The following is a 24,867-nucleotide window of genomic DNA, read 5'->3' as shown; positions in this document are numbered from 1 at the left end:
TGACATCCCATCGCCCAAACGTATATTAGTTAGCTTTAAGAGAGTGCCATACGGAGGTATAAAACATTGGCAGTACATAAGTCAGTTAAAAAGAGACACAGACAATCAGTTAAGTTGCGTTCGCGCAATCGTACGATTAAGGGTCAGCTTAAGACAGCAGTGAGATTGGTCGAGACCGGTGAGGAGAATCCCAAAGCCGCGATGTCATCATTGACGGCATTGCTCGACAAAGCGGTGAAGCGTAATATTGTTCACAAGAACACCGCCGCCCGGAAGAAAAGCCGTTTGACGAAGATGCTCAACAAAAAAGCTGAGTCAAAGTAGAATCGCGCAAATTTCCGGATTAGTTTTTGAGAGAAGCGGATCGCAGGATCCGCTTTTTCGCTTTTAAGACGCCGAAACTGAATTAGAACTTGAAGACCTGCAGTGTGCTGGGAGTTAACAGCGACAGCACGCGTCTGGAAGAATCAAGGCGTACGTCCGGATACTTCACTGACCATTCCTCGTAGACAACTTCTTCGCCCCACAACAAGTTGCCACCTGCTCCGAGAAGCATGACTCGACCTTTGGTGTTTCGAGATTCGGGTGAATCGGCGGAATTGCTTGCGCCGCAGACGAAGTAGTTGAAATTCGGGTCGGCATCGAAACGGAAGAATCGGAAGGCTGGATCGTCAAGAGTGTGTTCGGCCACGATGCTATTTGCGGTGATATCAAAGACATTGAGTCGGTCGCCGTAGAGAGCGGCGACATAAGCGTTGTCGCGGGAAAAACGGATTTCGCGCAATGATCTTTGTGAGACTGGCCAGGTGACGACAGTGTTCACATCGGAATGGATGGTCGTTACCGAATCAGCGACAACTGCGACAAGCTTGCCGTCGAAGCTGCTATGATATCGGATTGCGTGGCCGAAGTCGTAAACCAGTTTACCGGTATTGGTGAACTTCAGAAGGCTTCCTGCCCCGGAAATGCCGAAGAAGAACTCGCCGTTTTCACAGAATTGACCATTGTAGAAATTCTGTACTTTGGCGTTTCCGACCGTCTCACCTGATGAGTTAAAGAATACCAATCGAGACTCCGGGAATCCCTCGGCTCCTTCGATTCCGACCAAGAGCGGCGCGCTGTCACACATTATGAAAGCATTGCAGCCTGGGCCTTCTTTAGTCCACAACAACTCACCACTTCGATCATAAACGGAGACGGCAGTAACTTGAAGTTGGGTTGGCAGAAAATTGCTGTAGCTGATAAGGGCATAGTAATTTCCCCGTTCAGAAGAGATCAACTTTTGTGTGCCCTTGACACTGATATTGCGAATATCAGAGCCGGGATATTGACGAATCTCAGCGCCCGATTTCTTGAGCAGGAAGAATGCCCCTTCGGGGCTACCCCAGATTCGTTTATAGCCTTCAGTCTCAACCGTGTCGATTAGTTCAGGATCAACAGAATATGGCTCCGACAAGAGCGTCGCGGCCGCAGTGAATTGAATTGCCAGTAACAGAATTGCAGTCTTGATCATAGTAGCTCGATTGTTTGCCTAAACACACGTTATCAAAGGACAGTTCGCCCTGGTTGTACTCAGTTAGTTACGCGGCTGACCGAAATTTCGTTCAGTCGCTTGCTACTATTATCGAACAAGTGTGGCTGGAGTAAAGCAGAATCTGACTAGGTAATGCGAATTGCCTGTTTATTAGCTGGGCGAGTCAGGTCTTTGCGTCTTGTCGACTCGTCGAAGATATCGAAATTGAATTTCAGTGCGTTTCGGTTGACGGCGATTTCATCCAATCCCATCTCAGCACGGTTCATTTTGGTAGGTATCCAGGTCAGATCAAATCCCAGTTTACGCTTATAGAACAAAAACAGATCGCGAAACCGAAGAAGGCTTTGAGTTGCCGAGATCTTGTTGTTGACCTGATAAACGACGATCGGGGAATCGGTAAGGAGCTTGATTCCCTTGCCGTGGAAGTGATTCTGATTAACCTGCATAAACCGGATCAGAGCGATACCGGCAGCGTATTCGCACTCATAGCGATTGCCCTCGTGCTGGGCGCGGAAGATCACTCCGTAGTCGGGAACCGCAAAAGAGATGAGTCCCTTGTTGACGGTGAGCTTTTCATGATGAAGATTCGTTCCGTGGAAGTAACAGCTTATCATAGGTCCTCGCATGACTACTCCTTTTGCAAGCGTCGTGCCGTGATTCAGATTCGGCCGTCAAATGTCAGAGTCAAAATGACTCTTCCCGAAGTCGTGCTATATCAAGGCATTGGACTACCAGAGGATTTAGGCGGTGGCATCGGTGAGAATTCGGTTGTGACTGAAGCTGCTAAGTAGCTGCACAGTTTTGCGTAATACCGGTGTTATTCTGAGAGGGATTGGTTGAGGCGTGCCTGCATTTCCGGAGTGACTGTCATGTATTTTGCAGTGGATTCTGCAATCAACTTCCCTGTTTCGTCGGTCATCAATCCGCTTGTTTCGATGATTCTGCCACGGATCTTAGTGACGAATGCTTCAAAATGAAATCGAGAAGTCAAGTTCGCGGGGGCTTTGTAGCGGATTTCCATTGATGCCGTAACGCAGATGATGCCTTGCGCCAATGCCGCTTTGATCATCACTTCGTCAAGTATGGCACCGATTATTCCGCCGTGGAGGATTCCCTTGTAGCCCTCGTGGCGTCGATCGGGTTGGAATTCTGTCCAGGCGCGGTTACCTTCGGAAAGGAACTTGAGATTCAGACCGATCGGATTATCGGGACCGCAGACGAAACAGTGGTTGTACCTAACGACTTCCTTTGGCATTGAAGGAGTATAGAGACGAATTGACTTTCAGTCAATTGGGAAAAGCGGTTCGTGCCTGAAGAAGTAGCCACAAATGCAGAAGGCGCACCGTAAAGGTGCGCCTTCGTATCAGCAAAATTCCAATTCTGTTTTACTGGTATTGCGGCGTGATTGTAAATGAGTAGGTCTTCTCGCCATTTGAGGCTTCGACCATAGCTTGGCCGCTCTCGTTAAATTCGATGTTGATATCCCATTCAATCGAGTCGGTACCGTTGTCGACAATCACGGAGATTATCAGCTCGCCGCCGGTGACATTAGAATTTTGCCACTCGCCGGAATAGTCGACTTCGTAAGTGACGTCATTAGCAACCAGGTCGAATTCGTAGCTGATCTGCTTCTGCTCGCCGCCAACTTTGTAGTAGTGATCAATCGTGTGGTTCACATGACCATAGAAGTACGGATTCGGTTCGAGACGATTGCGGAAACTCAAGTCAGCATAGCTCTGCAAATCGGTGTAATCATCGTCAGTTCCATTGTAAGCCGACGATTGATGGTGGATCAGGTCAAGACCAGTACATGCGCGTGAGCGGAAGAACTGGGCGACATTCGAGCCTTCCAGGAAACGGGCTGAGTCGACGAACGTGAAGCTGTAGTCGACGCTTGCGGTAAGGCCAAGGTACAGAATATGCCAGCCGCCATTATAGTTGTACAGCAGCGAGTCGGTCGGACCAAGCACTGGACCGTCGTCCCAGCCAAGATCGGTTGGAAAACGATTCGGCTTGTAGGCGAACTTCATGGAAGTGCCCAAGGTAGAATCAACCGCGGTGGTTATTGCCGCTTTCATTTGTTGAAACTCAGGAGAATTGGGATCGCCGACATTAGAATTGTTCGGGTTGGCATCATCCGAGCAGCCGACGAAAGTAAACATTGCCGCGAGGACTAAGAAAAGTCCCGCAAAAATACTGCGGCGAAACATATGTGACTCCTTTGAAGAAAAATTAGTTCTTCAGTCTTTTGTCATCCATTAACACGAGCATAATCGCTTTTTGGATGTGGAGTCTGTTTTCGGCCTGATCGAAAACTACCGAGTTTGGACCGTCGATCACAGAGTCGGTTATCTCAGCATTTCTTAGAGCAGGCAGACAGTGCATAACAAGACAATCAGGCTTTGTCAACTTCATGAGGTTGTCGTTCACCTGGAAGTCCTTTAGCAATGCCGCCTTTTCCTCTGCCAAATGCTTCTGACCCATACTCGCCCACACATCCGTATAGACTACATCGGCATTGCGGACGGCTTCTTTAGGATCGAAGATAACTTCAACGCGGCCAACCTTTTCAGCCTGTGCGAGCTTGATTAACTCGGCATCCGGCATGGTGCTGGGGTTAGTGCCGATGACGAAGTGAATCGGGAATCGACGGGCCAAATTGATGAAGGAATTGGTGATATTGTTGCCATCGCCCAGATAGACAATCTTCAGTCCATCGAGCTTTTTCTTCTTCTCTATAATAGTGAAAGCATCCCCGAGGATTTGACAAGGGTGAAGCAAATCGGTAAGGGCATTGATTACCGGGATTTCGGCATGCTTTGCCAGCTGTTCGACATCGGAATGGGCGAAGGTACGGATGGTGATCATCGCCAAATAGCGGGACAGCACCTTGGCCGCATCATAAATCGACTCACGTTTGCCGAGTTCGATTTCCTTTTCGGTGATGTAAAGGGATGTGCCGCCGAGCTCACTGACGCCGACCTCGAAAGAGATTCTGGTCCGTAAAGAGGCTTTGTGGAAGATACAGCCGACGGTCTTGCCCAGCAGCGGTTTTGGGCTGATTTCACCCTGCTTCATCTGGTGGCACAGTTCAAATACCCGATTGATCTCATCGGTCGTAAAATCGGTCTCGGCAAGAAAGTCTCTCTTCATGGCACAATTCTCCTCATTATCAAAATCCAAATCGCGCTGAAGCTATTGGGGGAGGAGAAAAGAGTCAAGGAAATTTGTTGATATCGTTGATTAGAACTTATCATATTCGTTTTTCGTACACTTACGAGAAAGATATCAGAGCACTGCGGCGTGCCTCGGCATGCCGCAACAGTTGGTGAGATTCGGCGAAGATCAAACGCCGCTTGGAGTTGGAAGGGAGTACTTTATGAAGATGTTTTGGGGAGCCTTGTTAGTTCTACTGGGTGTTGCCTTTCTCGGCGATAATCTGCGTTGGTTCGATTTTGACCTCGGTGATCTCATTCACCGCTTCTGGCCGTTAGTCCTGATTGCGCTTGGCGGTTGGATGATTTATGAGAAGACTCGGCCCAAGAAATATGATTTTGAGTGGAAGAACTTTGATGGTCGGCAATACAAGAAGACATTTGGCGATGTAAGCCTCAAGCCGCAGTCCCTCGACCCTAAAGGGTTGCGGGTGGAAGAAGGAATGGGCGATATCAATCTTGACCTGTCGGCAACCACATTGAACGCCGGCGAGAACTATATTGAAGTGAGTCTGGGCATCGGTGATGCGAAGATCGTACTTCCCCACGGAATACCGGCATCGGTATCAGCGCAGGTCGGCGCTGGGGATGTTGAAGTGTTCAGTTCACGCAAAGATGGATTCGGCTGCCAGTTGGAGCATGTCGACCCTGACTTTGGTAGCGCGGACGTCAAGATCAGATTGTTTGCAAAGGCTGGATTGGGAGATGTGAGGGTGAGTCGGTAGAGACAGGAGAAACCTTCAGACGATATTTAGCACCAGCGAACGACAGTAGCGCACAGTGTGATCCACCGATACTCCGGGTCAACCATTGTGCATAATTTCGTTATTCCCCCTTAGCAAAGGGGGTTAGGGGGTTGTATTCGACCCTCCACTTATCGATGTGATCGTTCAGAATACGAAGTACCCTTCCACTCTTTCGCGCATCAAACGCAACGGAAGTCCTGGCATTTGTTCTCTGGTGCCTCCCCCGCGCCCACTCCCCTTTCCACCTTCGGGGCCCGGGGGCTTTTTTCGGCCGCGCTTCAGTGTGGTGGCGCGTCACCCCAACCCCTTTGCTAAGGGGAATAACGAAAGTATATGCACTACCAGTCCCAAGATGGGGTGACTATCTGGGAATCAACCGCCCCAGCGCAATGGCTGTAAAACTTGGCGGAAGGTCATTCACCCATTGCTTTAAGTGTGTCCTACACTTTCGCGCTGACTGCCGCCTTCTCGCGTAACTTCATGGTGAAGTGGCGGAGGTATTGAGCTTCGTAGACGAATTCAAATCCGACCAACTTCTCCTTGTAGCTGCAAATCTTCTCCATGCAGAGAGCAACGTGCATCAGGTGGGCGTTGGTATAAACGCGACGCGGCACGGCCAGGCGGACCAGTTCGTAAGGTGCATATTCGCTCTTGCCGGTGATGGCGTCCTTAGTCTCGAACATTATAGAGCCGATCTCGCAGCAACGGATTCCGCCTTCGCGATAAAGTGCAACCACCAGAGATTGTCCCGGAAATGCGCCCTTGTCGATATGCGGCAGAAACTCGCCGGCATTGATGAATACGGCGTGGCCGCCGGTCGGTTCGATGATCGGAACCCCGCGCTTCATTAACTCTTCACCGAGGAAAGCTACTTGTTTGGTGCGAAACTCGAGATAGCGTTCATCCAACGCCTCATAGATGCCGCGGGCGATGGCTTCCAGATCGCGGCCAGAAAGTCCGCCATAGGTGCGGAAGCCTTCAATCAAGATCATCAGATTTGTGATTTTCTGTTCCAACTCACCATCGTTCAGCGCGAGGAAACCGCCCATGTTGACGAGACCGTCTTTCTTGGCAGACATTAGAGCGCCATCGGCATAGCTGAACATCTCGCGAGTAATATCTTTGACTGATTTGTTTTCGAAGCCCTTCTCGCGAGTCTTGATGAAGTAGGCATTCTCGGCAAAGCGGGCGCAGTCAAAGTAGAATGGTATCTCGAATTTCTTGAGCACTGCGCTCACGGCTTTGATATTTTCCATTGATACCGGCTGTCCACCGCAGGAGTTGTTGGTCAATGTCATGAAGCAGGCCGGAATTTTTTCGGCGCCCTTCTCACGGATGAAATCCTCGAGCTTGGCGACATCCATATTGCCCTTGAACGGAAACTTGGCGTGCGGGTCGCGAGCCTCTTTGCAGATGAGGTCGATCGGAATTCCACCTTTGTGCATCGTGTTGGCACGGGTGGTATCAAAATGCGTGTTGTTGATGATGTAGTCGCCGGGCTTGACAATCGTCGAGAACAGGAGATTCTCAGCCACGCGGCCTTGGTGTACTGGGATGAAGTACTTAAAGCCGAACACGTCGCGCAGCGTTTCTTCGAAATGTTGGTAATTGCGGCATTGCGCGTAGGCCTCGTCGCCGAGCATCATTCCCGCCCACTGGTTGTCGCTCATCGCGCTGGTGCCGGAATCGGTCAACAGGTCGACAAAGACATCCTGCGATTTCAGGTTAAAGATATTGAAGTGTGCTTCGCGGATGCGCTGTTCGCGCTCTTCGCGGGAGATGAGATTGATTGCTTCTACGACTTTAATTCGGTAAGGCTCGGCAAAGTGGTCCATCGTCTGCTCCATTAATAAGCTTCGGCTCTGTCCGGAGGAAACTCAATTCCGGCCGGACCGAACAGACAATATATCGCAAAATGTGTCGATTACAAGGTGTTTTGGGGAGTACAGAAGCAACAAGAGCGCAGAAAACTGCGCCCCTGTAACTCGTTTATCTGAAGTGAGCTTAGATCTTGCCGCCCAGAGCCTCGAAATTGATAAAATCGGCGTGATGTAAGATCACTGACATTGGCGAGCGGTAGCCTTTGTCTCCCTCACCCGCGTGTGTCGCAATGAGATGCACGATTTCTGCCGGAAGGCCGTGTTTCATCGCCAATCCGGCCCCCGAAAACGGGTGGCGCACTAACTTGCCGAAGTCTGATTTGCCGAATTTGCCGGCTTCGTTCTTGTACTCCGAGAACTTGCCGATGTCGTGCAATAATCCGCCCGCTATCAGGTAATCGCGATTGATCGGGATTCTGTCGCCAAAGAACTGCGTCATGGAATCCGCCGCCCGCAAAGCGGTATCGGTTACTGCACGGATATGATGAATGAGACCCACGGGCGTCCCTGGAATCAGCAGAGTAAAGGGAACGCTTTCGAGTTCTTCTTTCTTGAAGCCACTAAGCTCGACGGCTTCGACCATAACATCGAGGACGCTTTCACGAAGTTTGGCATCCTTGATGTCGTTCAATTCAGGAAACTTGGATTTGAGGAATTCTCTCACGACTAACCTCGTTTAAGGGTGAAAACCGGCACGATTTCGCCGATGTTGATTTTTCTGTCATTATATAATTGCGGACGGCTGAAAACGCCAAGCGATTTGAAAGTTGCGTCATCGATGACGTCCAATTGGCGCAAGACTTCGCAAATTGCTGGGAAAAGCCCACGCGTGTTGCCGTCGATGACCTTGATCGCGATGCCGATGCCCTTTGAAACCACGCCGATGGTTTGGACTGCCTCGCCGCCGACTTTGAGAATGACATCACCCTTGCAGGCTTCAGTTACGGCAAGGTCGCAGCGTTTGTTGCCAGAAACCATTAGAGGAAAATGTGACATTGCGTCGTAGATGGTCTGATACGCTTCGCGACGAATCGGGCTGTCGGAAGTCTTGGTCACGATGCAGGCATAGGCTTTCGCCATGTTACGCAAAGGCAAGCAGAAGTTCGGCAGTGAACAGCCGTCGGTGCCCATTTTGATTTGGTCGATTGGGTAGTCGTACGCTTCCGACACAGCCTGCTTGACCAGTTTCTGCGTTTTGGATTCCGGGTCGATGTAATTGTTTGGGTCATCGCCGATGTGGACAGCGAGCGCCAACTGGCCGGAATGTTTGCCAGAGCAATTGTGCGCGAGCGAAGTGTATTTGACACCCGTCACTGGGAGTTCGCCTTTCAGCTTCAACTCGACAGGTAAATGTGAGCCGCATTTCAGGTATGATTCGTCGAGTCCAATCAGGTCGAGGTTTGACTTCGCGACCTTCTGATGCAATTCGCTGCCGTTGTGCGAGCCGAGCATAATTGCCATTTGCTGAAGGCTGTGGCCGAAGTGTTTTGTCGCACCCGATTCAAACACCGGTAGGAATTGGAATGCCTTTGCAGATGACCTTGTGAAGGTTACAAGTTCCGGATCGCCGACATGGTACAGCACAGTGCCCTTGTTGTCGGTGACGACGATCGAACCGTAGTGAACGGACTCGACGGTGCCGTTGCGGCGGACTTCGGAGAGGATTTCGGTATTAGTCATTGAACATCGCAATCTGTTTCGTTGGATAAGAATGGTTCGTGTTTGTCAGGAACGCAGAGTTCCCTTCCTATTGACCTATTGTCCCACCGCAAGCGGTGGGGCACCCGATTCGTGTGATAGAAGCGAAACCTAGATTCCGGCTTTCGCCGGAATGACTCACCAGTGGCGAGTTGTCAGTAGCACAGGGCTCTTGACCTACTTACTAACCTACCGAAGAAAACTATATACTCAGCGACTTCAGTATCCTCGGAATATCCAAGAATGTCTTGGCGCGGTGCGCGCCGGCTTCTTCGAGAATCTTCAATTTTGATTCAGCCGTTCCCATGTTGCCTTCGACGATAGCGCCGGCATGACCCATGCGTTTGCCGGGAGGGGCAAAGACGCCGCCTATCATTACAATCACCGGTTTCTTCATCTTCTTGATAACGTCCTGAGCGCGTTCTTCATAGACGCCGCCGATTTCACCAGCCATCACAATTGCTTTGGTAGCGTCGTCCTGCTCGAACTTCCAGAGGATTTCATCAAATGTTGAACCGAGAACCGGATCGCCGCCCAAACCGACGCAGGTCGTTTCACCGTAGCCGGCTGAGGTCAGGGTATCGGCAATATAGTAGGTCAACGATCCGGAGCGGCTCACCGTTCCAACGCGACCCGGCGTGAAGGCGATATCAGGCATAATGCCGAGATTCGCCTGTCCCGGCGTGATGATTCCGGCAGTGTTGCCGCCGAGTACGGTTGCGCCGTATTTGACGGCTTCCTTGCGGACTTTGAGCATATCGTGAATCGGAATATGTTCCGGCACGACGACGATGAACTTGATACCTGCGCGAATCGCTTCGATGGCGGCTTCCATGACGAATTTTGCCGGTAGAAATACGACTGATGTATCTGCACCGGTCTGCTTGACGGCTTCTTCGACGGTGTCGAATACCGGTGTGCCTTCAACTGACGAGCCGCCCTTGCCCGGCGAAGTGCCGCCGACGATGTTGGTGCCATAGGTCTTCATGCGTTTGGCATGGAACGATCCGGCGCCGCCGGTGATGCCCTGCACGATGACGCGCGATTTTTTGTCAACGAGAATAGCCATGTTATTTGACCTCCTTCACCAAAGCGACGGCGCGCTTGGCGATCTCTTCGATCGGAGTCTCGATGCCGTGGTATTCGATCTTCTCGAACATTTTGGGATCTTCTTTCTTGGCATCTTCGAAAATCTGCATTCCTTCGCGCCACATGTTGCCGGTGAAGCGCATCACCATCGGTTTGGAGAGTCCGTGATCCTTCAGGAACATCACAACGCCCTTGGCGAAGTCGTCGCAGCGGCTGATACCGCCGAAGCGGGCACCGAAGATGGCTTTCACTTGCGGGTTTTCATCGAGAAGGATTAGCATTTTAGCGAGACGTTCCGGCGTCGGGCCGCCGCCTGAATCCATGAAGTTGGCGGGTTTGCCGCCATAGTACTGAATGAAGTCGTTACCCATGATACCGAACCCGGCGCCACCAGGGAACATGCCGATGTCGCCGTCCAAGTCGAGGTACGGAATCTCCCACTCCTGCGCCTGCTTTTCGCGCGGGGTCATTTCGCCCTCTTCGTGGCGAACTTCGATTCCCATGCTCTGCAAGTCGGCGTGACGGAAGAGCGCGTCTTCATCGAGAGATACCCGTGCATCAGCGGCGAGAAGTTTGCCTTCGGCGGTACGAACCAGCGGATTTATCTCCGCCAGCTTGGCATCATATTTCTTAAAGAAGTTGTAGAGCCCTATTGCAATCGGCGTGAATGCCTTGATCTGATCGCCCGAGAAGCCGAGAAATTTGGCGACCTTGATTGCATCGAAGCTGTGGAAGTCTTCATCGACATCGTAGGAGAGTTTGAGAATCTTTTCAGGGTGAGTGCGCGCAGTCTCTTCGATCTCGACACCGCCATCGGCGCAGGCAATTACAACCAACTTGTAGTTGGCGCGGTCGATGGTGACACCGAGATAGTATTCCTGGGAGATGTTCAGCACTTCGTCGACCAGCACCTTGTCGACGGGATAACCCTTGATCGACAATTTGAAAAGTGCGGCTGCGGCTTCGCGAAGTTCAGCTTCGGACTTGACGATTTTGATGCCGCCTGCTTTGCCGCGACCACCGGTCAGAACTTGCGATTTGAGCACACGCGGAAGACCAGCTTCGAGAGCAACTCGAATTGTCTCGTCTGGTGTGTCTGCCAGTTTACCGGCGCTGATGGGAATCTTGAACTTGCTGAAGAGATCTTTGGCTTCATATTCATAGAGGCGCATAAACAACTCCTGCTAAGACTAATCTTGTCGGGATTTTGGCCCCGACGTAACTATGCGAAAACGCGGGCTAAACCGCGTTTCGGCAATCAGTATAGCCGCTGGATTTTCGCAAGTCAAATGCAAAAACGTGACGGTTTTCACAAGGGTGGCGTTCAAATGTCCCAGATATTGATCTAATCGAGGTTGATGATAGAGGTGATTTTTAGGACTTTTCGAGTTTCAGATATGCCCTCCGCCAAGATGTAGGCGATGTAGACACCATCAGCGACCTCTTCCCCATTCTGATTCGTGCCGTTCCAAGTCAGCGGCGCAGGATCACCCAGCGGACGGGTTATGGTGGCAACCTTTTCACCGGCAATGGTATAAATGCGGATTTCGACCTCGCCGGGCGGGGTAACTTCGAAATCAAAACTCACCCTCGTCGCAAATGGGTTGGGATACGCGGAGATGCCGACAATATTGCGCTCTTCGTGGTTTTCATAATTGAGGGCGTCAAACGCTCGCACGATGCCATAACCAAACACCGAGTCGGGACCGTTGGCGCGGGTTGCAGTGGAAGTCAATGACTCGAAGATTTCGCCGAACTTCCACTCGGGCTTTGCTTGAATCAGGAGCGCAACGGTTCCGGCAACGAGCGGGCAAGAAAACGAAGTACCGCTATTTGTCGTTAGGCCGTTGCTTGTTGGATTGGCGACGGTGTTTCCTGAACCCCACGCACAAAGATCGGGTTTGACGCGCCCGTCGGCGGATGGTCCATTTGACGAGAAATGTGTGATCTCGCCGCCGGAAGTCACAGCGCCGATTGCGAAAACACTGTCGCCATCGGAGGGTGCAATCAGTGTAGGTTGTACCGATACGCGCTGACCGTTGCCAATTGAATTCACTACCATCACGCCCAACGAAGCGGCAATATCTGCTGCCTTGGTTGTGATAGCGGTATTGCCGTCCATGTCGGCATAGTCGTACCAATCAATGTAACCCAAAGAACTTGAGACTACATCGCAGCCGTGAGCTTCGCCCCACTCAAGTCCTGCAACCCAGTCGTCCTCTTCGGTGATGATTTCTGGGCCGTAAAGTTCTGTCTTCGCCAGCAGAAAGGTCGCTTCATAAGCAACTCCCAACATCAGGTTTGGTGCATTTGCTCCGATTACCGAAAGTGTTTGCGTACCGTGTGACTGCTGTGTCGCAGGAATCTCGCCATCGTCCTGAACATCTTCATCGTCATTGATGAAATCGTGTGTCGCCGCAATATCGGTGTTGACAAAGACCGGATGATCGATGCGAAAACCGGTGTCCATCACGAGAATTCTCACTCCGTCGCCTTTGAATCCCAAGGTATGGAGCGCAGGTACTTGGATCTGGTTCATCTGTGACCAGGAGGGGCCGTATTCGGGCGGATAAGGCGCAGAAGGTTTGTCGAGAATCTCGATTTCCGGCAGTAGGGGTTCAGCTGGACGCCGGTAAACCGCGACAGATTGGATTTCTTTCACGCATTCAAGGCGCGCGAAATCATCAAGGTTGGACGGGTTGATATAGGCACTTACGCCGTTGAGCCATCGTGACTGGTTGTCTACTCTCAGGATGTATGGTTGAATTTGCGCGAGGTAATCATCGGAAATCGAGCGATCAAGAGCGGCAAAATCGACAGCAGCAGCACGGGACAATCTGCGCGCTATTGCGTGTGAAGATACTGCTGTTGGTTTCGAGATGGCGCCAACTGACTCGCCTTTGTCGGTGAAGAAGATCCACACTTTGATGGAGTCGCCAGTGAGTCTTTCAGAAGAGATGTTCACTTTGTCGGTAGCCAGTGAGGAACCGCAAATTGATGAAGCGAAACTGATACAAAGGAAAATACAAAGAGTGAAAACAATTTCGGACTTCATCGATTGGTCTCCATTCCTAAGCTATTTGTCCATCGCCTATTTAACGGTTCGGCGCCTCCGATTGTTTAATAGTAATAGAATCTCAGCCTCAAAGTTCCAAGTCAATTTGTCCAAAGGCTTCTGTCCAGACTCCGGTACTGGATTGCCTCAGAGATGTGCTGGACATCAATATTGTCGCAACATTCCAGGTCGGCAATTGTGCGGGCGACCTTGATAATGCGGTCATAGGCCCGTGCTGATAATCCCAGTTTTCCAATTGCCAATCGTAACAGGTCTTGACTTTTATCATCCAGCGGGCAGAACTCGCGAATATCACGCGATTCCATGTGGGCGTTGCAATAGAGCTGCTTGTGACCGGCGAAGCGGGTGTGCTGACGCGAACGTGCTTCATTGACTCGCAGGCGGATTTTCTCTGACTTTTCGGCAAGGTTGAGATCGGATAGCTCTTTGAACTTGACAGCGGGGACTTCAATGTGAATATCGATACGATCTAACAACGGGCCGGAGATCTTGCTGCGATATTTCTGAATCTGCATCGGATTGCAGGTGCACTCATGCGAGAGGTCACCATGGTACCCGCACGGACAAGGATTCATTGCCGCCGCTAACATCATCTTAGAGGGATAAGTCAGCGAGGTCATCGCGCGCGAGATTGTGACTGAACCGTCTTCGAGCGGCTGACGCAGCATTTCCAGTACATCCTTGCGAAACTCGGGAAGTTCATCGAGAAATAGCACGCCGTTGTGCGAGAGGCTCACTTCGCCGGGTCGTGGAATGCGCCCACCACCTATGAGACCGGCATCACTGATCGTGTGATGTGGCGAGCGAAACGGACGTGTCGCAATGAGCGGTGTATCAGAAGGCAGAAGCCCCGCTACCGAGTGAATCTTGGTAGTTTCGAGAGCTTCATCGAGCGTCATGTCTGGTAGGATTGTTGGCAGGCGTCGAGCGAGCATAGTTTTGCCGGAGCCTGGGGGACCAACGAGAATGATGTTGTGGCCACCGGCAGCCGCAACTTCGAGGGCTCTCTTCGTACCTTCCTGGCCTTTGACTTCGGCGAAGTCAGTGGTATAGCTTCGAGCGGTATCGAAGACAGCTTTGATGTCAATTGTGAATTGCGAAACCAAGCGTTCATCCTCAAGAAATGCGATAGCTTCCTTGAGAGAGCCAACCGGATAGACGGCGACTCCCTGCGCCATAGCAGCTTCAGGGGCATTTCCACGCGGGACCACGATTGCGCGCAGGCCAACCTTCTGGGCATTCATCGCCATCGGCAAAACGCCTTCAATTGACTTGAGTGAGCCATCAAGCGAAAGCTCGCCAAGCATGACGACATCGTGGAATTCTTCACGCATTACCTGTCCAGTCGCAGCCAGAATTCCAACAGCCATGGGCAGATCAAACGCTGAGCCTTCCTTGCGGATATCAGCCGGAGCCAGATTGATTGTGACCTTTTTGTTCGGGAAAATGAAGTCGCTGTTCTTGATTGCCGACATGACCCGCTCTTTAGCTTCCTTGACTGCGCCATCCGGTAGACCAACTGTGGCGAACATGGGCAATTGCGGAGTGATGTCAGCCTCGACCTCAACCGTGTAGGCGTCGATGCCCAATACTGCCGAAGAAACAACCTTTGCTAACACGCCAAACCTCTTTGAGAATGGGATATGTAAATTCTAGATTATTCGTCGATTGCGCTACTTTGTGATTAGTGCTGTAAGTTTGTCTTTCGCTGCCCGATATTCGTCTTCGATCATACAAAAATACTTGTAGTCAATCCATCCGCGCGCCAAGAGATCCTCGTGACGGTGAATTCCGTCAAATTGGAACCCGAGTTTTTCGGCGACACGGATCGAAGCCGCATTGTCTGTGGCAGCACGCAGGACTATTCGATGGAGTCGCAACCCCTCGAAGGCAAATCGGAGGAGCAATGCTGCTGCTTCAGTGGTTAGTCCTTTGCCTGCATGATCCGAACGAATCCAGTATCCGATTTCGGCAGAACGAATTCGTTGCCGGACGTCGTGGAGCCCACAGTTTCCGAGATATTCATCGGTCGCCGAGTCGAAAACGCTGAACGCATAGGCCATTTCGCGTCTGCGCCAAACAAATGTCCGGCGGATGAACTCAGAGCTGTGTTTGACCTTAGTCGTGTGCGGCGGCCAGAGCAAAAACTGATCAAGCTCTTTCCGGCTTGCCGCAATGGCGTCAAACAACGCATTAGCGTCGCTGCGTCGTGGCGGCCGCAGATAGATTCTCTTCGATTTCAGCATCATCGAGTGGTTTCCCTTAATATGGTGTTTCTAAGCTACATTCAAATGTTGCAAAAATCAATCATCTTTCCCAAAAAGAAAAAGGGTCATTGGCAGTAAGCCAATGACCCTACAAAATGATGTAACAGTCTTAGAAGCGGGCGTCGTCACCGTTTCCGGTGAAGCGTTTGCGTTTCATTTCAACCGTCCAGACTCCATTGTCGAACTCGCCCACAGCCTGAATGTCTGCGGTAGAGCCCCAAGGAATACTGTTGATAAATCCAGGAACGGTCGAACCAACGACCCAATTAGTCGAAGTGGTTGGTCTGATTTGGTAGTCCCAAAGCGGATAACTCGCATTGCTATTAGGATCAGCAGGCGCCATGTACTTCGGGCGATCAATCGTATCACCGGCGGTAATCGTGAATTCACGATTGAGGCGATAAACCGGCAACCCGACATCATTCTTTACGCCACCACTTGCTCCGTTATCCAAGAAGCGATCTAATGCATAGCCGGTAAAATTTGTTGTCGCTGAAGTCCAATGCCAAATGTCCATGCGCTCGCGTGAGCCTCTGGTGGCGTGGAAATTGCCGTTAACGACTCCGTCATCGGTGTGACACGTAACAAGACAGCCGTCGCTTGCATAGCGAGTAACCGACGTAATCTCGAAGAACAGATTTAAGCGATCCTCATTCGTGGTCGATTTCGACCAACGATCAGGATTGCCCACACCGTCTGTAGGATAGATCCAGTACTCTGGATTATTACTGTTGCTGACTTCAAGTCCGTACTGGGCGTTAGCAACTTCAGTCCATTGTATCTGGAAGTAGAGATACTCATTATCGAATGCGGAACGGACTTGCGCAGATTCTATAAAGTTGTAGTCTCCGGCAGCACGGACAAGTTCAATGTTCGTGAACTTATCTCCCCATCCAGCGTCCTCGCCGTCTTTGCCGTCAATAGCAGGAGCGACACCTGTTGGAAGCTGGTAGCAATAGACCGTATCGCCCGCAGCCTGGTGTTCGCCATCAAAGGCGAGATAGAGTTTGGGAGCACCATTGTGGCTGCGCTGACTGTTGTTGGTAATTGCCAATGAGAAGAATCGATTCTCAGGAATTGGCAATACGTAGTCGTCGCCACCCGGCCCGGGAGGGCCGCTGAGGCCACGATCTCCGGAAATGCCGTCGCAGCCAACTAGGGTGAGCACGAGTAGACTGAGCAACAACCCAGCAAGTATCAAGAATATCTTATTTGTCATTTCTCACTCCTCCTAAAAGACCACGTCGTCGCCAGAATGTGTTCTGCGAGCACGGCGAATTTCCAAGGTCCATACGCCGCCACCCGAATCATCAAAAGTTGCACGGGCATAGATGTCGGCACGACTGCCGCTAGGAATTGTTGAGATAATTCCGGGAAGATATACAGGGCGTTCGAAATCCCAGCCTGCCGGACTAAATCCAACTACATCGAAATACCACAGCGGATAGATTTCCCGTTGAAGATTCAATTGAGATTTGTAATTGGGATCACGGAAGCTCTGGTAAAGTGGAACTGAGTCTGGCAGCACGTGATTAAGAATATACGATGCGGCACCGGCGTCCGGGGCTTTCCCCCGGCTGGTAAGATTCCAATCGTCGGCGGTTGAGACAGGATTGGAAGTTCCGGCACCCCAAATCCAAGCATCGACAAACAGCCCATTCGGAAGCGCACCGCCGGCACCCGACATTCCAAAGAACTCGCGAAATGCCAAATCCGACCATTCTTGAACTTCTGTATCGCCCCAGAAAAGTGCGAGTTTATCTTCGCCGACACTGGGGTCAACCCAGATCAATGTTGTATCGCCAAAGGTGGTATCGACCTCGCAAATCGTTTCCTGTACAGTCGGATCAAAGAAACAGAAAAGTGTTTCTACACCAAGCACCGGTACGCGTACCCAACTGAAAAGTGTCGTATCGAATGGCTCAATCTCCTCGATAATCTTACTAAGCGCATCCATCACCAATTCGTTCGGACCGTCGGAGGTAGTAACCTCATAAATGGTAGAGTCGCCAGCCTGGGTGATAACCGATACTTTGCGCTCCTTCCATTGGAAGAAGGAATAGATGTAGTAGTCATCCCAAGCGACTCGGCAGACGATTTCGGATATTTCCGGATCAGTGAGACCAACACCTGTATTCAGGAAGCTCGAACGAATACGGGACTTTTGTTCACCCCACTCGACTTCTTCTCCGTCAATTCCGTTTATCAGAGGCGGATTGGCAGCGCGTGCAGCAACTACAGTGTCGCGCGTGGCACGGGCAGTTGAGTCAAAAGTAACAAACACTCGCTTGTTACCGCTGACAGCGCGATCATTCGCGTTGACGACACCAACGCCAAAATAGCGGTCCTGTGGACGATCCAAGTCCGGATCAGTTCCAGGGATTCCGCGGTCGCCGGGATCGCCAATCTTGCCTGGTTCGCCCTGATCGCCTTCACAACCACTCATCACGAACATCCCGAAAAACAGACCGAGACAAATCAGCAGCATTATTCCCCTACGCATCTGATCCTCCCTGAAGTCTCCGCAGCTTGGAATTCGAAATCAAAAGCATTGCTATATTACTCCCAAAAATTGATGCCGTAGATTAAAAGCCGAGATCGTCGGCGTGTCCTGTATTTCGAAGTCTGCGCAATTCAACAATCCAAGTGTCACTAAAAAATGTCCCGACGCTTTGGATATCCGCAGCGGAACCGGCTGGGACCTTTGTGACGTATCCCGGGATTTTCGCTCCTTCAGCCCAGTTGTAGTTGGCTATGAACTCCGAATATTCAAATATCTGCAGTGGATAATTAGTACCCACTCTTGGAGAATTTGATTTCATGTAACGTGGAAGGCCGTTCAACGGAGCGTTTGGCAAAACAGCGGTTGTGCCAAGGTCGTTCGTCAATCCATTGTCGATCGCGAAAGTCACCACATTATCGGAGACTATGTCCGCGTAGTACGACTCTGTCGATTGCCAGACCCAAAGGTCGGCAAGTTCACCAATATTGGACGTCTTGAAGGAAGTGCCATCGAAAATCGAATTCAATCCTTCCGTATCCCAGCCAACGACGTCAGAAATTTCCCAGGCAAGGAAAAGTTTGTCTTCGCCGCCCGAGCGAATCCACGAGCCTTCGAATAGGTTCCAGAAGTCTTTGGTAGTATCAGCACCTACCGTAAAGTCACCGGTGGCGACTTCGGTCCAAATGAATTGTGCGTAGACGTAGGTGCGGTCGTAACCGAATCGGACTTTGACGGTCGCGATTCCGTTATCAGCTCCGGAAAGATTCGACAAAGGAATAGTTGAGGTTAATGCATCTCCCCATTCCTGAGTACCGCCGTCAATTCCGTCGATCATCGGAGCAACGTCCATCAAGCGGGCAACGACTCTGTTTGCACTTGGTACGGCATTGGCGTCAGAAGTAATTTCGATCTTTGGAGCGCCGCTATAGTCATTGGCGGTGCTATTGTTCAACATCAAACCAAAGTTTTGTGTGGCAATGGGTGGAGGCGTGAAGTTGTTTCCGGGAGGACCAATCGGTCCTTCAAACCCTTGAGGTCCCTCTAATCCCTGGTCACCTTCGCAACCAAATAAGAACAAAGCCGAAACCAGTACGCCTATTGCGAGATAAACCGACTTCCCAACCGACATCATCTCCTCCATAGAGCTATCTAAAAGACGTGATAATCAAAAAATAACAGTCCGCACTTTACAAAACGTGTCCGGGAAATGCAAGGGATTTTTTGGCGGTCTCCTGAAAATGGATACGACGTAATATAATGGCAGACCACAATTTCAAACGAGCGGGACAATCAGAGTGACAATGGAAAGACGTTGGGCGTGGCGCTATCGTTTAATGACCGGAAAGTGCGACTTTATCCAGTCATTCATTCCGCCTTTGATATTGATCAGATTCAGATATCCGCAGTCAGCGAGTTCTCGTGCAGCAACCATGCTACGCCGACCGGCGCGACAAATGAGGTAAATCGGCTGGTCTTTTGGAAATTGTGTGGCGTCAATTTCAGCAGCGATGACCTGATACTCAATGCGTGCCTTGACATGCGGTGCTCTACCATTTTCGTACTCTTCGAGCGTACGGACATCAATTAGAAGAAGCGTGGATTCCCGATCAAGGCGCTCTTTCAGTTCCTGTACTGAGATTTCGCTGATGCTTTTGGATGAGGGCTCGTTGCTACCGAAGTGAAACCAGGATGACATGGATAATTTATTGAGTTCGCGATTGTCCGCTCGTGCGGCTCAACGGGATTCGCGATTTTCCTGATTGGCTTTGAAATTAGTTATCGACCATTTTCCGCTTCGGAGTTTCAGGCCCATCTGGGAGTAATACTGGATGCGGGTGGTGCGGTCAATAAATGAGACTTCGACCAACGCCGTGGAGTCATCGCGGCGGAATTCTTCATTGACGACAATCTGAGACTTTGCCCAAACGCCTCGGTACTCGCCCGAACCGATGAAACCTGTTAAGAGGCGTTGTTTCTTGGCTGCGAGGTTGAGACTGTCGTACTTCCCTTCGCTGAACTCGTAAGTGGCGACGGAATCCAAGTCAATGAACGGAGTTATGTCGGCAAGCGAATCGGCCTGAATCAACCGGACGAATTCCAGAACATGATGGCGCGCTGATGGTCCATCATTACCGCATGAGGCAATGATCAGCGCCGAAACAATCGGGAGAATGCAGATTAGTCGAGACAAAGCGCTACCAGCGATATGCCAGGTTAACACGATGCAGTGAGCCTAGATCAGCATAGGGAAGGAAAGCATAGTCGATATTGATCTTGGGAAATGCAAAGCCGGCACCGAATGAAAATCCAGCAGTATTGTCCTTGTCGCCGTCGGTCTTATAGTTGCTGCCGAAACTTGAGTAGCCGGCGCGAACGGCAAGCGGGATTTTATCTGGCTGAAATTCGAGTCCGATTGCGCCATAGAGATCATTGTCAGTCGGCATTACCCCCTCGCCCGACACAGTTATTGGAATCTCGCGGAGTCGATGCGAGAGACCGGCGCGAATCAGAATGGGGAGCGGGTCTTTATGTTCTTCAGATAATCCCGACAATTGAACGCCGAGATTGGATGCTGAGAGGCCGAGATTTGTGCGCCCGTCCTTCAGGCGGTAAAGTAAACCAAGGTCGGCGGCTATTCCCTGCGAAGAGAACTCATCTATTTTCTGATAGATAAACTTCACGTTTGCACCGACCGAAAGCTGCTTGGCTACTTTATTGGCATATCCAAGTGTAAATGCCATATCAGAACCAGAGAAGTCACCAATAACCTGGCCGGATGAATTTGTTTCGTCAATCGTGCCATAGCTCAAATAGGTGATCGCAAATGCCAATGCCGACTTGCTGTCGTAAATGGTCGGCTCGTCCTCTTCATCGTAGCTGTACTGATCTTCTTCGGTCTCGGTAGTTCCCTTCGGCATAACGAACATCACACTTCCGGACTGAATATCTGCGATGTAGTTCATATAAGATGCCGACAACGCTTTGGTTTGCATCCCTATCAATCCTGCAGGATTGTAGTAGATCGCAGATTCGTCGTTTGCCAATCCGACGAAGGCTCCACCCATCGACAATGCCTTGGCACCAACTCCGATCTTAAGAAACGGGTAAGCGGTAGTACCAACCTTGCTCTTGCCGGCAAGAAGAGTAGACGAAAGAACGAGCATCAGGAGAGTGGAGAATAAGACAATTTGTCTCATTGCGATTTCCTCAGGGTTGTCTGTTAGCGAATTCTATGAACATCTATAATAGTACGGCAGGACGTCGAAAGTTCCTACCATGATTTCGTTAATTCATCGACAATATCGCGCGCCAGTTTATCGATCGCTTGAAGTTTGCCTTCGTCCTCGGTTTGTGTCGAAGCCGAGTAGACTCCGAAACCCAACACATTGGTCCGTTCCGCCAGCGCCTTTCCACCCTTGCGCTCCATCACGAAATTGACATAGATATTGACGCGGTACTCTGAGACATTGTCGGACTTATCGTAAGTATAAGCATTACGCTCATATTTTATGACCTCGCCGCGCAGAATAGCATCGGCATCTGCAGCGGCAACTACTTTGAGTGTATTGTCCTGGATCAGGCGGTTGATAATTTCACGAGTAAGATCCTCCTGTATCCCATACTCCAGCGACTGATTCTCAAACGTCGGTACTGCGATTGATTTAACGCCGCCAAGTGACGAGCTGGAAAAAGAGTAGACGCCGCACCCGGCGCACAAGAGTGCAATAATCGCCAACAGGTACTTCATACGACTTTCTGTCCCCGCTTGTAGACGGCGGTCACTGGATTCTGTGCAAAGAAGTAAGGCAGCTGCTTGTAGTTTTCGGCATCCCAAAGGACAAAGTCGGCGAGCTTACCAATTTGCAATGAACCTACCTTCTCTTGCATTCCAATCGCACAGGCTGAATTGAAGGTGACTGCGTTGAGGATCTCCTCGGGCGTCATTTTCAGGTAGATAGCCGCTATTGTCATTGTCGCCTGCAATGATGTATTGCAGGACGAACCCGGATTGAAGTCAGTCGCCAGCGCCACCGGGACTCCGGCAGTTAGCATCTTGCGCGCAGGTGCGTACTCTTTATGCCCAAGGAAGAAAGTCGTCGAAGGCAGAAACACTGCAATGGTCTTAGCTTTCGCCATAGCAGCAATTCCGTTATCGGATGCGTAAACGAGATGGTCAGCGCTAACCGCGCCAAGTTCGGCAGCTAACTCGGCTCCGCCAACCGATTTTAGTTCGTCGGCATGAAACTTCAATTCGAATCCATTCTGTTTGGCGGCCGACATGATTCGCCGGGATTGATCGATATCAAACACTCCGGCTTCAGTGAAGATATCGCAGTACTTCGCCAAATTGCGTTTGGCAACTAACGGTATCATTTCTTCGATAAGGAGCCGGACGTAGCCTTCGCGGTCTGAGCGATATTCATCCGGAAACTCGTGAGCGCCGAGGAAAGTCGGCACTAAGTCAATAGGGTGATTTTTGTCTAAACGTTGGATGACTTCAAGTGATTTTACCTCGGATTCGGTGGAGAGTCCATATCCAGATTTGGCCTCGGCGGTGGTTGTGCCGCTCTTGAGCATTCGGTTGAGAAAACGTATGCCATTATTGTAGAGAGTTCCCTCGTCTGCTTGACGGAGGCGTCGGGCGGAGTTTCTTATGCCGCCGCCGGCTTCGGCAATTTCCATGTAGGTTTTGCCGGCATTGCGCATATAGAATTCATCTTCGCGAGTCGCCGCAAACACCGGGTGCGTATGAGGATCGACTAAGCCGGGGGTAACAAGCATGCCGTTGGCGTCGATGACTTCTTCAAAGCGTGCTTTGGGGAAAGCTGCGGTGACGTCTGATTCAATTCCCACCCATTTGATTGTTTCGCCTTCAAAGACGAGAGCACCCTGCTCTATCAGCTCAAGATGACTCATTTTCTCACCTGTCTTCGGTTGAGAGTCATCGTTCGAGCAGGTGACCAGCTGTGAGCAATTGCGAAGTAATTTCACGCGTTCAAGTCTTTCGATAGATTCCAAAAATCGGGTCCGATTTGTTTCGGCATCTGCGATACGTAAAAGAATTTGGCAGTTAAATCCAAGCCCTTTTCCGCAAGTTCATTTGGACTATGTTTTGTTCAGTGCTGCTTTCTCACGCTCGATGAAGATTGGATATGCAAACGAACGCCATTGAGACAGTCGAGTCGCAAACACGATTGAAGCGACAACACACAGTATTCCAGTGACCAGCATCGTATGCGGAGCGCCGATGGCGCTTGCCAACGTGCCAGTTATCAGATTTCCGAACGGCAACATTCCTACAAAGGCGGCGACATAAAGGCTGATCACGCGACCGCGCTTGTCTTCATCAACGAGGGTCTGCAGAATGGTGTTCGTACAGGCTATCTGCGAGATCATCCCAATGCCAATCAGATACATGAATGGCACTGCCACCCAGAAATCGCGGATGAAGGAAATTGCGATAAGACCGCTACCCATGCCGGTCGCTGCAATCGCCAACATTTTTTCAAGTCCAAGTACGCGCTGTCGCGAGGCGAGATAGATTGCTGCCGTGATTGCTCCGAGTCCAGTTGCGCCCATCAGGAATCCAAGCGTGCGCGAGTCACCAAGGAGAATGTCGCGAGCATAGACCGGCATCAGAGCTGCGTAAGGCATGCCGATCACACTCACAAACGCCAACAGTATCAGAATTGGGCGTATCGAAGGCGAGTTAAAGGCATAGCGGACGCCTTCGCGGAAACCGCCCCAGATGTTGCCCACGGACTTCGTTGCCTCCTGTGGTCGAAGGCGCATCGCCATCAGGCATCCGAGTACAGCGATATAGCTGACACCATTTAAGAGGAAGCACCAACCTTCGCCAATCAAGGCGATCAAGATACCTGCTAATGAAGGACCCAGTACCCGCGCAAGATTAACCATCGACGAATTGAGAGCAATTGCATTGCTAAGGTCGTTCTTGTTCTCAACCAACAGGACCACCATCGACTGGCGGGAGGGAAAATCAAAGGAATTGATCACACCTAAAACACCCGCCAGAGTCACGATATGCCAAACTTGAACCGTATCGGTCAGAACCAGTACCGCCATCGTGAGCGCTTGCAGCATGGCGAGTACTTGCGCAGTGAAGAACATTTTGAAGCGACTGGTGCGGTCGGCGAATACTCCTGCTATCGGAGCGAAGAAGAAATTCGGCGCGTACAGGACAAATCCGACCAGTCCCAGCATAAAGACCGAATCGGTCAGCTTGTACAGCAGCCAGTTAAGCGCTATCGACTGCATCCACGTGCCGGTAATAGAAATTGCCTGGCCGAAAAAGTAGAGTCGATAGTTGCGGTGCTGGAATGCCCGCAAGGTCGTGCGTATTCGACTGGTGGTTGGTGAGTTTGAAGTGGGGTCGGATGTCGGTGCGGCTGTTTTCAAGTTGTATCTTCTCCGTTAGAAATATACGCAATATTGACGAGTGATTACAAGTAGTTCACAGGCCGCAATTCGGCTCATTGCCGTTGACAGATTTGTCGAGTTTATGTATATTGAATGCCAATTAGTTAACTCTCTTGGGGATAGGCTCAAAAAGATGAAAAACAACTCAAAGGCTGATTCGCGGGTACTTCGTGTGCTATTAGTGGCAATGGCATTGTTGGTCTTAACGCAACCGTCTTTCGCTACGATAATAAACGTCCCGACCGACTATCCGAGTATTCAGGCGGCCATTGTTGCATCCAACAGTGGTGATACGGTTTATGTTTCTCCCGGGACTTATGTCGAGAACATTAACTTTCTTGGCAAGAATATCCTGTTGAAGTCTACGGATGGGGCAGCGGTGACGATACTGGAACAGGCGGACCAGAATTCGGCGATT

25 protein-coding genes are annotated in these 24,867 nt (G+C 50.8%); 3 read left to right on the top strand and 22 right to left on the bottom strand.

Annotated elements, in window-relative coordinates; all coding sequences use genetic code 11:
* Window positions 1-66 precede the first annotated feature (66 nt).
* Window positions 67-324, top strand: a complete 258-nt coding sequence (gene rpsT, locus IPH59_08025; protein ID MBK7091653.1) for a 30S ribosomal protein S20 — start codon at window positions 67-69, stop codon at window positions 322-324.
* 82 nt (window positions 325-406) lie between these two features.
* Here rpsT and IPH59_08020 read toward each other — a convergent pair whose 3' ends face one another.
* From IPH59_08020 to argF, 5 genes are all read right to left on the bottom strand, one after another.
* The gene (locus IPH59_08020) at window positions 407-1,513 is read right to left on the bottom strand and encodes a hypothetical protein (protein ID MBK7091652.1); all 1,107 of its coding nucleotides are present in this window, start codon (window positions 1,511-1,513) and stop codon (window positions 407-409) included.
* A gap of 146 nt (window positions 1,514-1,659) precedes the next feature.
* Window positions 1,660-2,148: a hypothetical protein gene (locus IPH59_08015; protein ID MBK7091651.1), complete on the bottom strand. Its 489-nt coding sequence runs from the start codon at window positions 2,146-2,148 to the stop codon at window positions 1,660-1,662.
* A gap of 203 nt (window positions 2,149-2,351) precedes the next feature.
* The gene (locus tag IPH59_08010) at window positions 2,352-2,789 is read right to left on the bottom strand and encodes a PaaI family thioesterase (GenBank protein ID MBK7091650.1); all 438 of its coding nucleotides are present in this window, start codon (window positions 2,787-2,789) and stop codon (window positions 2,352-2,354) included.
* A 130-nt stretch (window positions 2,790-2,919) separates the two neighbouring features.
* Entirely contained in the window at window positions 2,920-3,744 is an 825-nt protein-coding gene (locus IPH59_08005; GenBank protein ID MBK7091649.1) for a hypothetical protein, read from the bottom strand.
* A 22-nt stretch (window positions 3,745-3,766) separates the two neighbouring features.
* On the bottom strand, window positions 3,767-4,687 hold the full coding sequence (gene argF, locus IPH59_08000) for an ornithine carbamoyltransferase (GenBank protein ID MBK7091648.1): 921 nt from the start codon (window positions 4,685-4,687) through the stop codon (window positions 3,767-3,769).
* 226 nt (window positions 4,688-4,913) lie between these two features.
* On the opposite strand from argF, the gene IPH59_07995 reads away from it, so the two are divergent.
* A complete protein-coding gene (locus IPH59_07995) occupies window positions 4,914-5,474 on the top strand; it encodes a hypothetical protein (GenBank protein MBK7091647.1) in 561 nt (186 codons plus the stop codon).
* A 461-nt stretch (window positions 5,475-5,935) separates the two neighbouring features.
* On the opposite strand, the gene IPH59_07990 is transcribed toward IPH59_07995, so the two are convergent.
* The 17 genes from IPH59_07990 to IPH59_07910 all read right to left on the bottom strand — a co-directional run bounded on the left by IPH59_07990 (window position 5,936) and on the right by IPH59_07910 (window position 24,428).
* Window positions 5,936-7,330: a tryptophanase gene (locus IPH59_07990; protein MBK7091646.1), complete on the bottom strand. Its 1,395-nt coding sequence runs from the start codon at window positions 7,328-7,330 to the stop codon at window positions 5,936-5,938.
* 169 nt (window positions 7,331-7,499) lie between these two features.
* Complete coding sequence (locus tag IPH59_07985; protein ID MBK7091645.1) at window positions 7,500-7,958, bottom strand: HD domain-containing protein; 459 nt, start codon at window positions 7,956-7,958, stop codon at window positions 7,500-7,502.
* 83 nt (window positions 7,959-8,041) lie between these two features.
* Window positions 8,042-9,055 carry an asparaginase gene (locus tag IPH59_07980; protein ID MBK7091644.1) on the bottom strand — a complete coding sequence of 338 codons (1,014 nt, stop codon included), beginning with the start codon at window positions 9,053-9,055 and terminating at the stop codon, window positions 8,042-8,044.
* 220 nt (window positions 9,056-9,275) lie between these two features.
* On the bottom strand, window positions 9,276-10,142 hold the full coding sequence (gene sucD, locus IPH59_07975) for a succinate--CoA ligase subunit alpha (GenBank protein MBK7091643.1): 867 nt from the start codon (window positions 10,140-10,142) through the stop codon (window positions 9,276-9,278).
* 1 nt (window position 10,143) lies between these two features.
* Window positions 10,144-11,334, bottom strand: a complete 1,191-nt coding sequence (locus IPH59_07970) for an acetate--CoA ligase family protein (GenBank protein MBK7091642.1) — start codon at window positions 11,332-11,334, stop codon at window positions 10,144-10,146.
* Between the two features lie 173 nt (window positions 11,335-11,507).
* Window positions 11,508-13,217, bottom strand: a complete 1,710-nt coding sequence (locus IPH59_07965; protein ID MBK7091641.1) for a S8 family peptidase — start codon at window positions 13,215-13,217, stop codon at window positions 11,508-11,510.
* Window positions 13,218-13,318: 101 nt separating this feature from the next.
* Window positions 13,319-14,857: a YifB family Mg chelatase-like AAA ATPase gene (locus tag IPH59_07960; protein MBK7091640.1), complete on the bottom strand. Its 1,539-nt coding sequence runs from the start codon at window positions 14,855-14,857 to the stop codon at window positions 13,319-13,321.
* A gap of 54 nt (window positions 14,858-14,911) precedes the next feature.
* Window positions 14,912-15,487, bottom strand: coding sequence for a GNAT family N-acetyltransferase (locus tag IPH59_07955; GenBank protein ID MBK7091639.1), 576 nt, complete (start codon window positions 15,485-15,487; stop codon window positions 14,912-14,914).
* A gap of 127 nt (window positions 15,488-15,614) precedes the next feature.
* Window positions 15,615-16,724 (bottom strand): hypothetical protein, encoded by a 1,110-nt coding sequence (locus IPH59_07950; protein ID MBK7091638.1) that lies wholly within the window; start codon window positions 16,722-16,724, stop codon window positions 15,615-15,617.
* Between the two features lie 12 nt (window positions 16,725-16,736).
* A complete protein-coding gene (locus tag IPH59_07945) occupies window positions 16,737-18,008 on the bottom strand; it encodes a hypothetical protein (GenBank protein ID MBK7091637.1) in 1,272 nt (423 codons plus the stop codon).
* Window positions 18,009-18,090: 82 nt separating this feature from the next.
* The gene (locus tag IPH59_07940; protein ID MBK7091636.1) at window positions 18,091-19,140 is read right to left on the bottom strand and encodes a hypothetical protein; all 1,050 of its coding nucleotides are present in this window, start codon (window positions 19,138-19,140) and stop codon (window positions 18,091-18,093) included.
* Window positions 19,141-19,332: 192 nt separating this feature from the next.
* Entirely contained in the window at window positions 19,333-19,704 is a 372-nt protein-coding gene (locus IPH59_07935) for a rhodanese-like domain-containing protein (GenBank protein ID MBK7091635.1), read from the bottom strand.
* A 39-nt stretch (window positions 19,705-19,743) separates the two neighbouring features.
* On the bottom strand, window positions 19,744-20,199 hold the full coding sequence (locus tag IPH59_07930; protein ID MBK7091634.1) for a hypothetical protein: 456 nt from the start codon (window positions 20,197-20,199) through the stop codon (window positions 19,744-19,746).
* 4 nt (window positions 20,200-20,203) lie between these two features.
* Entirely contained in the window at window positions 20,204-21,205 is a 1,002-nt protein-coding gene (locus tag IPH59_07925; GenBank protein MBK7091633.1) for a PorV/PorQ family protein, read from the bottom strand.
* Window positions 21,206-21,279: 74 nt separating this feature from the next.
* The gene (locus IPH59_07920; protein ID MBK7091632.1) at window positions 21,280-21,756 is read right to left on the bottom strand and encodes a hypothetical protein; all 477 of its coding nucleotides are present in this window, start codon (window positions 21,754-21,756) and stop codon (window positions 21,280-21,282) included.
* Entirely contained in the window at window positions 21,753-23,000 is a 1,248-nt protein-coding gene (locus IPH59_07915) for an imidazolonepropionase (GenBank protein MBK7091631.1), read from the bottom strand. Before IPH59_07915 ends, IPH59_07920 begins: the two co-directional genes overlap by 4 nt.
* A gap of 114 nt (window positions 23,001-23,114) precedes the next feature.
* Window positions 23,115-24,428 carry an MFS transporter gene (locus tag IPH59_07910; protein MBK7091630.1) on the bottom strand — a complete coding sequence of 438 codons (1,314 nt, stop codon included), beginning with the start codon at window positions 24,426-24,428 and terminating at the stop codon, window positions 23,115-23,117.
* Window positions 24,429-24,582: 154 nt separating this feature from the next.
* On the opposite strand from IPH59_07910, the gene IPH59_07905 reads away from it, so the two are divergent.
* Window positions 24,583-24,867, top strand: a 285-nt coding sequence (locus IPH59_07905; protein MBK7091629.1) for a hypothetical protein, incomplete at its 3' end; no start/stop codon positions are given.

The organism is bacterium (genome assembly GCA_016708315.1).
In the GTDB taxonomy this organism is placed as follows: Bacteria; Zixibacteria; MSB-5A5; order CAIYYT01; family CAIYYT01; genus JADJGC01.
This window is presented reverse-complemented; position numbering and strand designations above follow the sequence as displayed.

What these genes read in the sequence shown, in the direction of transcription:
- IPH59_08020 (MBK7091652.1), bottom strand. Translation starts at nt 1,513, where the DNA reads ATGATCAAGACTGCAATTCTGTTACTGGCAATTCAATTCACTGCGGCC.
- IPH59_08015 (MBK7091651.1), bottom strand. Translation starts at nt 2,148, where the DNA reads ATGATAAGCTGTTACTTCCACGGAACGAATCTTCATCATGAAAAGCTC.
- IPH59_08010 (MBK7091650.1), bottom strand. Translation starts at nt 2,789, where the DNA reads ATGCCAAAGGAAGTCGTTAGGTACAACCACTGTTTCGTCTGCGGTCCC.
- IPH59_08005 (MBK7091649.1), bottom strand. Translation starts at nt 3,744, where the DNA reads ATGTTTCGCCGCAGTATTTTTGCGGGACTTTTCTTAGTCCTCGCGGCA.
- argF (MBK7091648.1), bottom strand. Translation starts at nt 4,687, where the DNA reads ATGAAGAGAGACTTTCTTGCCGAGACCGATTTTACGACCGATGAGATC.
- IPH59_07995 (MBK7091647.1), top strand. Translation starts at nt 4,914, where the DNA reads ATGAAGATGTTTTGGGGAGCCTTGTTAGTTCTACTGGGTGTTGCCTTT.
- IPH59_07990 (MBK7091646.1), bottom strand. Translation starts at nt 7,330, where the DNA reads ATGGACCACTTTGCCGAGCCTTACCGAATTAAAGTCGTAGAAGCAATC.
- IPH59_07985 (MBK7091645.1), bottom strand. Translation starts at nt 7,958, where the DNA reads ATGGTCGAAGCCGTCGAGCTTAGTGGCTTCAAGAAAGAAGAACTCGAA.
- IPH59_07980 (MBK7091644.1), bottom strand. Translation starts at nt 9,055, where the DNA reads ATGACTAATACCGAAATCCTCTCCGAAGTCCGCCGCAACGGCACCGTC.
- sucD (MBK7091643.1), bottom strand. Translation starts at nt 10,142, where the DNA reads ATGGCTATTCTCGTTGACAAAAAATCGCGCGTCATCGTGCAGGGCATC.
- IPH59_07970 (MBK7091642.1), bottom strand. Translation starts at nt 11,334, where the DNA reads ATGCGCCTCTATGAATATGAAGCCAAAGATCTCTTCAGCAAGTTCAAG.
- IPH59_07965 (MBK7091641.1), bottom strand. Translation starts at nt 13,217, where the DNA reads ATGAAGTCCGAAATTGTTTTCACTCTTTGTATTTTCCTTTGTATCAGT.
- IPH59_07955 (MBK7091639.1), bottom strand. Translation starts at nt 15,487, where the DNA reads ATGATGCTGAAATCGAAGAGAATCTATCTGCGGCCGCCACGACGCAGC.
- IPH59_07950 (MBK7091638.1), bottom strand. Translation starts at nt 16,724, where the DNA reads ATGACAAATAAGATATTCTTGATACTTGCTGGGTTGTTGCTCAGTCTA.
- IPH59_07945 (MBK7091637.1), bottom strand. Translation starts at nt 18,008, where the DNA reads ATGCGTAGGGGAATAATGCTGCTGATTTGTCTCGGTCTGTTTTTCGGG.
- IPH59_07940 (MBK7091636.1), bottom strand. Translation starts at nt 19,140, where the DNA reads ATGATGTCGGTTGGGAAGTCGGTTTATCTCGCAATAGGCGTACTGGTT.
- IPH59_07935 (MBK7091635.1), bottom strand. Translation starts at nt 19,704, where the DNA reads ATGTCATCCTGGTTTCACTTCGGTAGCAACGAGCCCTCATCCAAAAGC.
- IPH59_07925 (MBK7091633.1), bottom strand. Translation starts at nt 21,205, where the DNA reads ATGAGACAAATTGTCTTATTCTCCACTCTCCTGATGCTCGTTCTTTCG.
- IPH59_07920 (MBK7091632.1), bottom strand. Translation starts at nt 21,756, where the DNA reads ATGAAGTACCTGTTGGCGATTATTGCACTCTTGTGCGCCGGGTGCGGC.